15 protein-coding genes and 2 pseudogenes are annotated in these 12,311 nt (G+C 71.7%); 8 read left to right on the forward strand and 9 right to left on the reverse strand.

Translation table 11 applies throughout. The annotated features are described in order from the left end of the window. Positions 1-136: 136 nt before the first annotated feature. The 4 genes from ACIG5E_RS29765 to ACIG5E_RS29780 form a co-directional block, all read right to left on the reverse strand. Positions 137-1,627: a purine-cytosine permease family protein gene (locus ACIG5E_RS29765; protein ID WP_396538548.1), complete on the reverse strand. Its 1,491-nt coding sequence runs from the start codon at positions 1,625-1,627 to the stop codon at positions 137-139. A 234-nt stretch (positions 1,628-1,861) separates the two neighbouring features. After that, on the reverse strand, positions 1,862-2,068 hold the full coding sequence (locus tag ACIG5E_RS29770; protein ID WP_396538550.1) for a hypothetical protein: 207 nt from the start codon (positions 2,066-2,068) through the stop codon (positions 1,862-1,864). Positions 2,069-2,241: 173 nt separating this feature from the next. Beyond that, positions 2,242-2,679: a peptidoglycan-binding protein gene (locus ACIG5E_RS29775; RefSeq protein WP_396538552.1), complete on the reverse strand. Its 438-nt coding sequence runs from the start codon at positions 2,677-2,679 to the stop codon at positions 2,242-2,244. 281 nt (positions 2,680-2,960) lie between these two features. Next, the gene (locus ACIG5E_RS29780) at positions 2,961-3,248 is read right to left on the reverse strand and encodes a hypothetical protein (protein WP_396538554.1); all 288 of its coding nucleotides are present in this window, start codon (positions 3,246-3,248) and stop codon (positions 2,961-2,963) included. A gap of 445 nt (positions 3,249-3,693) precedes the next feature. On the opposite strand from ACIG5E_RS29780, the gene ACIG5E_RS29785 reads away from it, so the two are divergent. From ACIG5E_RS29785 to ACIG5E_RS29805, 5 genes and pseudogenes are all read left to right on the forward strand, one after another. After that, on the forward strand, positions 3,694-4,101 hold the full coding sequence (locus ACIG5E_RS29785; protein WP_396538556.1) for a hypothetical protein: 408 nt from the start codon (positions 3,694-3,696) through the stop codon (positions 4,099-4,101). A 132-nt stretch (positions 4,102-4,233) separates the two neighbouring features. Then, positions 4,234-4,788: a PadR family transcriptional regulator gene (locus tag ACIG5E_RS29790; protein WP_396538558.1), complete on the forward strand. Its 555-nt coding sequence runs from the start codon at positions 4,234-4,236 to the stop codon at positions 4,786-4,788. Next, positions 4,764-5,021, forward strand: a pseudogene (locus tag ACIG5E_RS29795) (hypothetical protein); the annotation flags it as partial. The gene ACIG5E_RS29790 and the pseudogene ACIG5E_RS29795, both read left to right, overlap by 25 nt. Before the next feature lie 472 nt (positions 5,022-5,493). After that, positions 5,494-5,780 (forward strand): annotated as a pseudogene (locus tag ACIG5E_RS29800) (MFS transporter); the annotation flags it as partial. Between the two features lie 30 nt (positions 5,781-5,810). Next, on the forward strand, positions 5,811-6,464 hold the full coding sequence (locus ACIG5E_RS29805) for an MFS transporter (RefSeq protein ID WP_396538636.1): 654 nt from the start codon (positions 5,811-5,813) through the stop codon (positions 6,462-6,464). On the opposite strand, the gene ACIG5E_RS29810 is transcribed toward ACIG5E_RS29805, so the two are convergent. Together ACIG5E_RS29810 and ACIG5E_RS29815 are read right to left on the reverse strand one after the other, a co-directional pair. Next, a complete protein-coding gene (locus tag ACIG5E_RS29810; protein WP_396538560.1) occupies positions 6,461-6,934 on the reverse strand; it encodes a GNAT family N-acetyltransferase in 474 nt (157 codons plus the stop codon). The genes ACIG5E_RS29805 and ACIG5E_RS29810 overlap by 4 nt on opposite strands. Continuing rightward, on the reverse strand, positions 6,928-7,413 hold the full coding sequence (locus ACIG5E_RS29815) for a rhodanese-like domain-containing protein (RefSeq protein ID WP_396538562.1): 486 nt from the start codon (positions 7,411-7,413) through the stop codon (positions 6,928-6,930). The genes ACIG5E_RS29810 and ACIG5E_RS29815 overlap by 7 nt, the downstream gene beginning before the upstream one ends. Before the next feature lie 175 nt (positions 7,414-7,588). On the opposite strand from ACIG5E_RS29815, the gene ACIG5E_RS29820 reads away from it, so the two are divergent. The 3 genes from ACIG5E_RS29820 (at position 7,589) to ACIG5E_RS29830 (ending at position 9,420) form a co-directional block, all read left to right on the forward strand. Further along, on the forward strand, positions 7,589-8,671 hold the full coding sequence (locus ACIG5E_RS29820) for a hypothetical protein (protein WP_396538564.1): 1,083 nt from the start codon (positions 7,589-7,591) through the stop codon (positions 8,669-8,671). A gap of 181 nt (positions 8,672-8,852) precedes the next feature. After that, entirely contained in the window at positions 8,853-9,152 is a 300-nt protein-coding gene (locus ACIG5E_RS29825; RefSeq protein ID WP_396538566.1) for a hypothetical protein, read from the forward strand. Next, the gene (locus ACIG5E_RS29830) at positions 9,145-9,420 is read left to right on the forward strand and encodes a hypothetical protein (RefSeq protein ID WP_396538568.1); all 276 of its coding nucleotides are present in this window, start codon (positions 9,145-9,147) and stop codon (positions 9,418-9,420) included. Before ACIG5E_RS29825 ends, ACIG5E_RS29830 begins: the two co-directional genes overlap by 8 nt. A gap of 66 nt (positions 9,421-9,486) precedes the next feature. Here the strand turns inward: ACIG5E_RS29830 and ACIG5E_RS29835 are convergent, their stop codons facing one another. The 3 genes from ACIG5E_RS29835 to ACIG5E_RS29845 all read right to left on the reverse strand — a co-directional run bounded on the left by ACIG5E_RS29835 (position 9,487) and on the right by ACIG5E_RS29845 (position 12,219). Continuing rightward, positions 9,487-10,122: a dihydrofolate reductase family protein gene (locus tag ACIG5E_RS29835; protein WP_396538570.1), complete on the reverse strand. Its 636-nt coding sequence runs from the start codon at positions 10,120-10,122 to the stop codon at positions 9,487-9,489. Positions 10,123-11,315: 1,193 nt separating this feature from the next. Further along, positions 11,316-11,450 carry a hypothetical protein gene (locus tag ACIG5E_RS29840; RefSeq protein ID WP_396538572.1) on the reverse strand — a complete coding sequence of 45 codons (135 nt, stop codon included), beginning with the start codon at positions 11,448-11,450 and terminating at the stop codon, positions 11,316-11,318. 49 nt (positions 11,451-11,499) lie between these two features. Next, positions 11,500-12,219: a DUF4232 domain-containing protein gene (locus ACIG5E_RS29845; protein ID WP_396538574.1), complete on the reverse strand. Its 720-nt coding sequence runs from the start codon at positions 12,217-12,219 to the stop codon at positions 11,500-11,502. Positions 12,220-12,311: the final 92 nt, after the last annotated feature.

The raw sequence follows: 12,311 nt of genomic DNA on the forward strand, positions 1-12,311 counted from the left end.
CGGCGTGCGGGGGTTATTTGGTTTTTCGGTTGTTGGCCGCGCTCCTCTCCCTTCCGGGGCGGCCGCCGGGCCGGGGCTCCCCGCCCCCGCGCCCCCCCCCCGGGCCGCTTCCGGCGACGGACGTCGGGTCACGCGGTCAGACGGTGACCCGTTCGGTCCGCTCCGCGTCGAGGCCGGCGGGCTGCTCGGCGGTGGCGGCGTCGGCGGCGGGGGTGTTCTCCCGGGGCGCGGGGAGGACGGCCATGATCACGGCGGAGATCACGATGGTCGCCGCCCAGGCGAGCCCGTACTTGCCGACGGGGGTGCCGGAGAACGGACCGGCGAACCAGTCGCACTTGGTGAAGGCGAGCCCGATCAGCAGCGCGAGGACCCACGAGACCATCGCCTGCCAGCAGAAGCCGCCCACGTACCAGTACCGGCTGCCCTTGCTGGTGTCCATCAGCGCGTCGGCGTCATAGCGCACCGCGCGCGAGCGGCGGCGGAACATGTCCACCGCGTAGACGCCGATCCAGGCCGAGAAGGAGACGGCGAGCAGGATCAGGAAGGTGATGAAGGAGCCGAGGAAGCTCTTGGCGACCAGCATCAGCATCAGGCCGCCGACCAGCGAGATCACGGCGTTGATGCTGACGGCCATGGCGCGCGGCAGCTTGACGCCCATGGTCTGCGCGGTGAAGCCGGCCGAGTACATGGAGAGGCTGTTGATCAGCAGCATGCCCACGATCGCGGTCAGCAGGTAGGGCACGGCCAGCCAGGTCGGCAGCAGGTCGCCGAGGAAGGAGACCGGGTCCGCGGCCTGCGCCAGGCCGGGCGAGGCAACCGCCATGACGGCGCCCATCAGCACCATCGGCACCATCACCAGGCCGGCGCCGGAGACCGTCACGCCGACGATCTTCCGGCCGGAGGCGGCGTGCGGCAGATAGCGGGCGAAGTCCGGGCCGGTGGGGACCCAGCTGATGCCGCCGGCGGCGATGGTGCCGATGCCGGCGATCATCATCGCGGTGGTGCCCGCGGGCTTGGAGAAGACCTCGCTCCAGTGCATGGTCGCGATCAGGTAGCCCAGCACCAGGACGCTGAAGACGCCGAAGAGGTACGTCGACCAGGTGTTGCAGACGTTCAGCGCCTTGCGGCCCATGCCGGAGACCAGGAAGGTGCAGGCGACGAAGGCGAAGAGCGTGATCACGATCAGCGCGGTGTTGCTCTTGATGCCGAAGAGCAGGTCGAGCACCGTCAGCACGGCGTAGGCACCGGTGACGGCGTTGATCGTCTCCCAGCCGAAGCGGGCGATCCAGAGGATCGCGCCGGGGAAGAGGTTCCCGCGCACCCCGAAGGTGGCCCGCGAGAGGGTCGCGCCCGGAGCCCCGCCCCACTTGCCGGAGACCGACAACACGCCGACCATGCCGAACGAGACGAGCGCGGCGCACGCCGCGACGATCAGGACCTGCCAGAAGTTCAGCTGGTTGAACACCACCAGGGCGGCACCCATGGTGAGCAGCAGGACGCTGATGTTCGCCGCGACCCAGGTCGGGAAGAGCTCGCGGACTCTGCCCCGGCGCTCGTGGTCGGGGACGGGTTCGATACCGCGGGTCTCTATCGCACCGTCGGTAACGGCGGTGGACGGGTTGTCCATGTGGGTGGCTCCGTGCGTGTGAAGCGGGAGATAATTCGGGCAAATGACATATTTGTGCAACTCTTCGCGCGTAGCGCGGGAGTTGAGTCATCCTACTTTGTTCAAGATGTGACCCGAATGATGCGGTTGCCCGCTAGGACGGCCGGGCCTCTCGCCCGTACAGCCGGGCCTCTCGCCCGTACGGCCGGGCCTCTCGCCCGTACGGTCGGGGCCTTTCGCCGTACGGCCGGCAGCTCAGCCCCGGGTCTTGCAGGCGGGCTCGTGCCAGGTGGTTCGAACCACCGTGCCGCCCGGGTTGATGTGCTCGCTGGACCAGGTCCGGCAGCACCCGCTGCCGCCCGGCCGGGCCGGAGCCGACGGCCGCGCGGCACGGACCGGAGCGGCGGCGGTGAAGGCGTCCGGACGGCGGCTACGGCGGTGGCGCCGGGTGGGAGTCGTCATGCCGAAGGCTCTGCCCACCACACCCCGGCGTCGAACCCGGCCACCACCCGTTCGGAGCAACGCGGCGGGTTCACACCTCCCGCTGAAGTGCGGTGGGAGGTTTCCGCCCCCGGTGCCGGTCCGGCCGGGCGGTCGCGCCCGGCCGGACCCCTACGTCCGCACTGCGGATCGGCTCAGCAGCCGGTGGCGTTGTAGTTCCAGAACGCGGCCCTGGTCTGCGGTCCGGCGATCCCGTCGGCGGTTCCGGCGTTGTAGTTGAGGGCGTTCAGGAACTGCAGGGCCGTGATCGTGTTGTGCCCGGGGTCCCCGTCGACGGAACCGGCGTTGTAGCCCCAGGCGTTGAGCATCCGCTGCGCCGCCGCCCAGCTGTTGGGGCCGAGCTGCCCGTCGACGGAACCGGCGTTGAAGCCCCAGGCGTTCAGGCAGCTCTGCCAGTTCTTGGCCCGGTCCGTACTCAGGCCGAGGTTGTTCACCGACAGGACGGTGACGCGCAGGCTGCTGGTCGCGGGCTTCGCGGCCTGCTGGGGGGCCGCGACGCTCGCGCTCGCGCCCGCGAGGCTGCTGGCGGCGATCCCGACGGCGGCGGCCGCGGTGACGAATGCCCTTGCCAAAGAAGATCGCATTGGTTCCTCTCTCCGAACGGATTCTGGAGGGCTTTGACGCGAGCGCCGAGACCAGTTGTCCGCGCCATGCCAAGCATTGCCGGAACCGGGCGGCCGGAGATAGTACGAATCCGGTCCGCCGCCACCTGGCACCCGGTTCGGGCCCCGTGGCAGGCGCCCGCCACGCCTGACCCGAATCCGTCCCTCGAAACGGGCCGCCCCCGGCCTGGAGCGACGACGCGGGCCCGGCGTCGGCGACGGCGACGGCGACGCGCTGATGACGCCGCACGCTACGAGCGGCGGTAGGTGGAGCAGCGGCAGTACTTCTCGTTCCGGTAGCCGACCCAGTCACCCGCGCCGTCGTAGATGTCCCCCGAGGCCGAGACCCGCACGGAGCAGCTGCCGCTGGAGTAGTGCTCGCCGGGGCTGTGGCCGCAGGTGGCGCAGTCCGGCCTGGGCGGGGGGAGGTCGGGAAGCGGGGGGAAGGGCGAGCCCGTGCGCCAGATGGCGACAACGGCGACGAGCACGGCCGCCACGATGAGGATGCCGACCAGACCGATGATGGTGTGCGCTGTCATGAGTGCCACCCGGGGCGTACGTGACCTGCCGTCCCGAGGACCATGAGAGCAGCGCGCGGCCGCCCGCGTCGAGCGCCGCCTGCCGCGTCGGCCTGTGCCGCTGACGAAGAAACCCGACAGGTTCGCGGAATCTCACGCCGCATCGTGGAGGAACCCGTGGGTCGCTCCGCCCAATTGTGCGGACGTACCCGTGAGTTCACACCCCCGACTCCGGGGCGCTGGTGTTCAGCATCTCCGGCAGCAGCACCCGGCAGGCCCGCGGCATCGCGTCCGCGATGGGGGAGGCTCTTTCTTCCGGACGGAGGCCCCCGACATCCTCAACGCATGGAACCTGCGCCTGAGCCCCCACGTCCAACGCGATGAAGCCCCTCTGGGACACCAGAGGGGCCCACCGTGAGGAGGCACCCCCCTGAAGCGCAAGGCCGCTCTGCTCGCCATCTCGCTCGTGCCGTTGCTCGCCGCGTGCAGCCATGAGACGCCGGCGGCGGCGGACACCTGCGGACAACGAATCGCCGGGCAGACCGACCCGAACACGCTGGCCGTCTACCGCGTGCCCGTGGGCAAGGACTCTGTCCAGGTCGACTACCGCGCGCAGAACGTACATCCCGTCAGCGCGTACCTCACGACAACGAACGGGACCGTCGTCGGCCGTGCCTCGAAGCCCGCCCACGACGGCAAGGCGACAGTCGATGTGCTGTGCTCTGGAGTCGCCTGGGCACAGGTGACCGACCCGCACAACTTCGACTATCAGGCCGTGGTGATGATCACTAGCTCCGGCCACCCGAACATCGTCTCGTCGGAGCCGCTGTTCGTCTCCGGATCGGTCCCCACCGTACCGAGGACGCAGCCGTAAGGATCGCCGGCGTGGGGTGAGCAGTGGCGGGCGGCGGCGATTCACGCAGCGAGGCGGCCGCCGACACCACCCACCGCCGGGGGCAGGGATGCGTCGGACCGGCATATGGCGGCTCCGGCCTATACTCCGACCATGTCGAGCTTGCTGGACCTTGCCATCCTCGGGTTCCTGTACGAGGAGCCGCTGCACGGCTATGAACTGCGGGTCCGGATCGCGCGGTTGTCAGGGCACGTCAGGGCGGTCAGCCACGGCACGCTGTACCCGGCCATCAAGCGGCTGGAGACGGCTGGGCTGCTGACCCGCGAGGCGCAGCCCGGGACGGTGGCCGCCCCCCGGCACGTGCTCAGCCTCACCGAGGCCGGCCGGGCCGAACTGCAGCGGAACCTGCGGGAGCCCGCCGAGCCGTTCATCACCGACGAGAACCGCTGGTTCGTGCTGCTCGCCTTCCTGCGCCACCTGCCCGACCCCGGCGCCCAGGCGACCGTGCTGCGCCGGCGCCTCGCCTTCCTCAGCGAACCCAGCAGCTACTTCTACGACGGCGACACCCCGCTCGCGGCGGACGATGTCGACGATCCCTTCCGCAAGGGGGTGCTGCTGATCGCCCGAGCCACCTCGCGTGCCGAACTGGAGTGGCTCCGGAGCACGCTCGACGAACTCGCGGCAGCCGCCGCGGCCCCAAGGTCCTGACCGTCGAGGCGGTCCAGGCCTCCGACGTGGTGATCACCATGGGCTGTGGCGACGCCTGCCCCTACTTCCCCGGCAAGCGGTACCTGGACTGGAAGCTGGAGGACCCGGCGGGCCAGGGCGTGGAGGCCGTCCGTCCGATCCGCGACCAGATCAAGGCCCTGATCCGCGGCCTGCTCGCCGACCTCGGCATCGACTGCGACGACGCGACCTTCGAGAGGGCCGCCCCCGAGTAGAAAGCCTTCGACGCCGTTTGTCTCCCGGCCCGCCTGGTCGCCATCGACCAGGCGGGCCGAGTCGTCGGGTGGGCCGCGCCGACCGCCGGCCAAGGCTTCATGAGCGAGGCGGAGAGCCGCTCGCCTGAGACGGCGTCAGCCGGGGTCGACTGTGTCGGCCATGTCGGCCGGTCGCCGAATTCACTTGAACCTCCGTGCGCGGTGCTTCTACGATTCGATATGTCGAAACGACATAAGGTGGAGTCGACCTAGATCGAGTCGCCAGACCCTCGGCGCACCACGGCCCGCTCTGGCCCCGGTGCCTGGTCGTCCACACCGACCACGCGCTCGGCCGAACCGCTAGGAGGTCCCCGTTTTGTCCGCCCCTACGAACCCGCAGTCCGCGACACCGGCACCACCCGAAGCACCCACACCCGTGGCAGAGGTGCCGGACGGTGACCGCCCCGCCGGACGCTTCTCGGTGATCCCGCTGATGGCCCTCGGGCTGTCCGTCTTCGCGCTCTGCTCGGCGGAGTTCGCGCTGATCGGGCTGCTGCTCGACGTCTCGTCCGACCTGCACGTCACCGTCGCCGAGGCCGGCCGGCTGCTCACGGCCTACGCCCTGGCGGTGGCCGTCGGCGGTCCGATCATCACCGTGCTCACCGCCCGCTTCGCACCCCGGCCGCTTGCCCTGACGCTGCTCGGCGTCTTCGCGGTGGCCAACGTCCTCGGCGCCCTGGCGCCCAGCTTCACGATGCTGTTGGGCGCCCGCACCGTCGCGGCGCTCACTCACAGCACCTTCGCGGCAGCCTGCATCATGCTGGCGCTGCGGCTCTCGCCGCCCAACCGCCAGGCCTCCGCCATCGCCTGGGTGGCGGGCAGAAGGTGTCGGTGGCCACCGAGCTCAAGGTGCTCGGCCGGCCCCAGGTGCTGTGGGCGATGGGCGTCACGGCGGTGTCCCAGACCGGCTGGTTCCTGCTCTACAGCTACATCACCCCGCTGCTGCGCGACCTCACCGGCTTCGGAGAGTCCCTGGCGGCCGGCATGCTGTTCGTCTTCGGCTTCGGGGGGTTCCTCGGCAACGCGCTGGGCGGTCGGCTGGCCGACCGGTCGCTGCGCGGCACGATCGCCGGGATGCTGGCCGTCCTGGCGGTGATGCTCCTGGTGATCGGCGCGGGCGCCCGGCACGCCTGGCCGACCGGCATCGCCGTGCTGCTCATCGGCGTGGCCTCCGGAGCCCTGGTGCCCCCGTTGCAGGCATGGGCGCTGGGCGCCGCCGGCGGCGGGTCGACGCTCGTCCTGGCCGCCAACGCGTCGGCCTTCAACCTGGGCAACGCGGCCGGCTCCTGGGCCGGCTCGTGGATGCTCGGCGGCGGCACCGCCGTCAACGTCCTGGGATACGTCGGCGCGGCGATCGTGCTCCTGTCCCTGATCGGCGTGGTCGTGGCGCTGCGGAAGCGTTAGGCCGGCGCCAGCGAGAACCGGACCTTGGGGCGGGCCTGGGCGCCCGCGCGGTGGTAGAAGCGGATGGCGTCGGTGTTCCAGTCGGGCGTCTGCCACTGGAGTTGTGCGGCGCCCAGCTCTGCCGCCGCGTCCTGCACGGCGGTGAGCAGGGCGCGCCCCCAGCCCTCGCCCCGGTGGGGTTCGGTGACGAACAGGCAGTCCAGGTGGACGTAGTCGGCCGCCTGCCAGGTGGAGAACTCGCGGGAGTAGGTGGCGTAGCCGATCAGTTCGCCGTCACGGTCGACGACGAGGCACCAGGCCCGCGGGTGTGCCGAGAACAGCACGGGCTCCAGGCGGGTGGCGAGGTCGGCGGGCACGGGTTCGGCCCGTTCGAAGGCGGCGTGGGCGGCGCACAGGCGGGCGATCGCCGGCAGGTCGGCCGCGGTGGCCGGGCGGATCACGCCGCCCGGCCGTGCGGTGTCGTTCAGCATGCGCAGGTGATGCCCGAGCGCGGGGCGGTCAGGTCGTCGACGGGGCGCTGGTCGGTGCCGGTGGCGGTTTCGTAGGCGAAGCCCTCGCGTGCCCAGTACTCGAAACCGCCGAGCATCTCCTTGACCTGGTAGCCGAGGCGGGCGAAGGCCAGCGCCCCGCGGGTCGCGCCGTTGCAGCCGGGGCCCCAGCAGTAGGTGACCACGGTCAGGGACGGGTCGATCAGCTGCGGTGCGAGTTCGGCGATCCGCGCGGTGGGGATGTGGAGGGCACCGGGGATGCGGCCCTGGTCCCAGGCGGCCTCGCCGCGGGTGTCGACGACCACGATGCCGGGTGCGCCGGACAGCAGATCGGCGTGGACGTCGGAGACGTCCGCCTCGAAGGCGAGACGGGCGGCGTAGTGGGCGGCGGCCTCGGCCGGGGCTGCGGCGGGCACGCTCAGAACGGCGCTGGTGATCTCGGCGGACGTGGTGGCAGACATGGGGTTCCTCTTGTTCTTGCTGGTCAGGACGGGGTCCGGTGGGCCGTTCCGGGTTCCCCCGTCGGCGATGGCTCCATCCTCTGATCCCCGGGCTCGCCCGACGAGTGGCGTCAACGCCTTGGGTCGCCAAGATCCCGCCAGCCGGTGCCGGCGGCCGCTGCGGGAGGATGCCGGTGTGACGATCACACCCAGGCTGGTGGCCACGTACCCGATCCCGGACCGGGACGGCGGCGCCCGGACCCTCCTCGACCCCAGCGGCCCCGTACCCCGTCTGCACGTGCGCAGCGCCGAGTCGCTGCGCATCTACGAGCTGCGGGAACAGGCGGAGCCGGCAGCCGAGTTCCCGGCCCCGACGCCAGACCGGTGGACGAGGGAGTGGGTGGCCCCAGACCTCTCGTTCGCCGTCTTCGGCACCACGACCGAGTACCGCGCGGTCGCCCCGGACGGCAGGACGTTGTGGAAGCAGCCGTACGGCGCGTGGGAGGTGGGGCGCTGGGGCTACCTCGACTTCTCGACGGCCGACGCCTCCCCGACGGGCGGCACCGAGGAGGAGCTCCGGATCTGGCTGCGGCTGCCCTCCGGCCTGCCCGACCGCACCCTGATCCTCACCCTGGACACCGAGGGAACGGAGCTGGCACGGAGCATGCTCCCGTGCGGCGGCTACGGGCAGTTCGTCAGCCTGCTCCGGGACGGGAACGGCGAGATCATCGGCGTGACCGTGTCCGACGGGCAGGGGCCGGACACGCGCTACGAGGCGCGCTGGGAGTGCGGTGGCATCGTCCTGGGCCGGCAGCAGTCGCCGCAGGACCGGGACGGCCAACCCGCGAGCGGACGCGACCACCTGGGCACGGACTCACGGCGCACCCGCTGCATGACCGTCGACCGCAGGGGACGGGACGTCAGCTGGCACAGCCTCCCCACCTACCAGGTCACCGCCTCGCTCGCCCTGAGCGACTTCCCGGCCCCCGGCACCGGCGACTGCTCGGTGCACAACGACCCGTACATCTCCTGCCCGAGCGGCTTCGTGGACGACGACACGGCGCTGGTGGCGCTCTACAACCCGTACGACGAGGCAGCGGTGTACGTGTTCGGCGAGGAGCGCTGGAGGCAGCACAGCCACTGGCTCGCCGACCCCGCCACCGGCGCCCTGCACGGCCGCATCGAGTACCCGATGCCCGAGGTCGACAACGTGACGCCGCTCGGCGACGGCACCTGGATCACCCAGGAGTGGGACGCGTACCACCGCTGGCGGCGCTGAGCAGCATGTGGCGGGGGTCTTCGAGGCCCCTCAGCACGCTCGCCGCCCGCTGGCACGAACACCGAAGTCACTCAGCCGACCGCCTTGCCCGCGTCATCGACAGCCACTGATCGTCGGGCGCGCTCGGGCGACCGGCCGGCACCGGATAGTGTGGTGCGAGAGGCAAGGCAGGAGGATTCCGATGGGTGTCCAACCCGTGTACCACCACCCCCCGCAGCCCAGGGTGCCCCGCACCCCCGACGGCATCGCCGCCGCGCTGCAGGGCGGCCGGCGGATGGAGTTCTACCGCGAACTCGGCCAGGCCCCCATCGACCGGGCGGAAGAGGTCCTCAACCGCTGGTGGTGCGAAGCGGAGATGGACGCCGATCCCGAACAGGACCGCATCATCGCCGCCGCCCGCAACGGCGCCCTGTCCACCACCACCATGGCCGACGTCCTACGGCTGCGCCGCGAGCGAGGCGGGGACCTGCCGCGTGGGTAGCGAGGAACCGGACGACCTGTGGCCGGTTCTGCCCTCCGAGGCTGTCCAGGACGCCCTGTCCGATCCCAGCCTGCCGGTCGAACTGTTCTCCGCGGTCGTCGCGCTCACGGTCGCGATCGCCGAGGACCCGTGGCTGCCGGAGAGCAGCGCCCGCGACAACGTCGGCGACTGGCGCCGACTCCCGATCCCCCGTGGGCGCGGCCTGGTCGAGTACGTCATCGACACGCACAGCCACGTCGTACGCCTCACCCGCATCATCCCCCTCTGACGAGCCACCGCCTCGCAGCCCCTTCTACAAGGAGCAGCCGGTGGCCGGACGGCGGGGCGGGTGGCGTCAGTCGCCTTCTCCGAGGCCGCGGTCGGGCGCACCCATGTCCCCGGTGCGGGGCGTGCCCTCGGCGAGTCCGTAGCGCAGGTGCACGGTACCGGTCGGACTGGCGGCCGGCGGCTGGAGGAGCGTGAGGTTGGTGGGCACCGCGCCGCCGTCGAACACCTTCTTGCCGACGCCGAGCGTGATCGGGTGCACCCAGAGGTCGAGACGGTCGAAGAGCTTCTCCCGCAGCAGGGTCTGCACCAGGTTCAGGCTCCCGACGACCTTCACGTTCCGGTGCCGTTCCCGGACCTCGCGCACCGCCGCGGCCAGGTCCGGGCCCAGTTGCGTGGACCCGGCCCACGGGAGGTCCGCCCGGCCGCGGGAGGCCACGTACTTCGGGACGCGGTTGAAGAGCTCGGCGATCTCGCCCTCCTTCTGGTGCGGCCAGTAGGAGGCGAAGAGGTCGTACGTCCGCCGGCCGAGCAGGAGGGCGTCCGTGCCCTCGTACGCGGCGACGATCTGCGCCCCGGTGACCTCGTTCACCAGGGGCGCCTGCCAGCCGCCGAACGGGAACCCCTCCGGGTCCTCGTCGGGCCCGCCGGGCGCCTGCCCGACGAGGTCGAGGGTCGCGAACAGTTCGATCTGGATGAGGCCCATGCCTTGTGCTCCCGGTGAGTCGGTGTCTCGGCCGGGATACCAGATCCCCGCCGCGTCGTGGCGGCACTTCACCTGCGCGGCGGCGCGGCCCGGGCTCCGCGTTGACGCCGCACGAGCCGCTGCTCCGGTCCGCCCACCTAACTGTCGTGGACGGTCGGTGCCCCCAGGTAGGGGTGCAGCCGGGTGGCCGTCCTCGCCAGGGCCGCGAGCTCGGGAAACTCCGGACGCCCATGCCCAGGACGGGCGTTGCGCCCTGGACCGCGTCGAGCAGGGAGGCCCGGCCGCCGTGCGTGACGAACAGGTCGGCGCCGTGGAGGAGGGCGGGCTGTGGGACGTGCTCGACGACCGTGATGCGGGGGTCCGGGCCGGCCACGTCCGCGGCGAGGTCTCCCGCGGACACGATCGCGTCGCAGTCGATGGCGGAGAGGGCGGCGATGATCTCCCGGTACGCGCTGGCGACGACGTCGCGGAGGCCGGACATCCTGGTGGTCAGGGTGCCGAGGCTCACGTAGACGAGCGGGCGGGGGGAGGGGGTGCGGTCCAGCCGTCCGGGGAGGGTGGACCGGAATGCCGCGACGGTGCGCCGGACGGCGTGCGCCGTGGGCGGGGGCGTGTCGTAGAACCAGTGGACCGGGGCGGGGGCGAGCAGCGGGGGCAGTTCGGGGGTGTCCTGCCCGTGTAGATCGTAGAGGGGGGTCAGGGCGGGCGCGATGTCGGTGTCCCAGAGGTCGAGGAGCAGCGGGCCGAGACCGTTGTCCGCCGCGAACACGGACAGGTCCAGGGCCTTCGCCGCGAGGTGCGCGCCGAGGTCGCTGCACTCGGCGATCACCAGGTCGGGCCGCGCCCCGGTCCACGCGGTGATGAGGTCACGGGCCTTCGCTTCGGCCTGGTCCGGCCAGAGCCGGCCGAAGACATGGCGGTTGAAGGATGCGTTTCCGGACTCCTTCCAGATCTCGCTCGCCGCCCGCTGGACGGCGGGATCGCAGGTCCAGTCCGTTCCCGCCCGATGGAACTCCACTCCTCGGCGGCGGGCTTCGAGGCGGAACATGAGGGAGGCGAAGAGGGTGACCTCGTGGCCCTGGTCGAGGGCCGGGCCGATGACGTAGTCGAGCGCGGACACGTGTGAAGGTATCGGCTCGGCGGTGATGGCTATCCGTAGGGGCATGGAGGCTTCCTGGCGTGGTGAGGGGGCGTCAGGCGTCGGTGTCGGGGGACGGCGGCTTGCGGGAGGGGTCCGGGCCGTCCGCGCTGCCGAGGACGAGGACCTGGAGGGCCGCGCCGGCGTAGACGGCCAGGAGTCGGGCGATCCTGCGGGGTGTGCTGCGCATGGTGGTGTGCCTGCTTTCGCGGTGGTCGGCTGTTCACGTGGTGGCGGTGTCACCAGGAGACGGCGTCGTCCATCAGCCGCTGCCAGTAGGTGACCTTGAGGGAGTCGTCCACGTAGACGCCCTTGGCGGGCAGCGACGGGTGGGCGCCCGTACCGACACTCTCGTCGCCGGAGGGGCCTTGGAAGTAGACGGCCAGGGACGTGGCGGTGTAGCCGTTCGAGCCGTCGGTGCCGTCGGTGGAGGACAGGTTGACGGAGGCGTAGCCGGACTCGCCGGGCTTGAGCGTGACGACGGCCTGCGGCTTCGAGTCGGCGATGACCGGGGGCACGGACTGGGCCTCGCCGAACCGGACGGCCGGGTACCCGTAGAGGTAGCAGGGGCCGGAGCCGGTGTTGGTGACCGTGAGCAGCATGTGGTTCACGGGGCGGTTCAGCGGGGCGGCGGTGGTCTTGGTGTTGGAGCCCTCGCAGGTGCTCGGCTTGGCGGGTGCGGGGGCCGAGGGGGCCTTGGGGGCGGGGGTGTTCGGGGCGGTGTTCGGGGCGGGCTTCGCAGTGGTTGCCGCGGGAGCCGGGGTCTCGCCGGTGGCGCCGGCGGACGAGGTGGGCGCCGTGGCGGGCGCCGTGGCCGGTGCGGCGGCCTTCAGCGTCGGACCGGTTGACGTCGCGATGTCCCCGTGGTCGTCGTCGGTGCACGCGGTCATCGAGAAGGCGGCGAGCACGACGCTCGCGGCGGCGGCGGCCAGACGGGTGCGGGAGGTGCGGACGGACATGTGGTCGTGCCCCTTTCGGCATTCGCTCAGTTCGCTCAGGTGGTGCGGCGATCGGATGACCGAAGCCTGCGGAGCGATCCGTCCCAGCCGCC

The sequence above is a fragment of the Kitasatospora sp. NPDC053057 genome (genome assembly GCF_044546945.1).
GTDB lineage: Bacteria > Actinomycetota > Actinomycetes > Streptomycetales > Streptomycetaceae > Kitasatospora.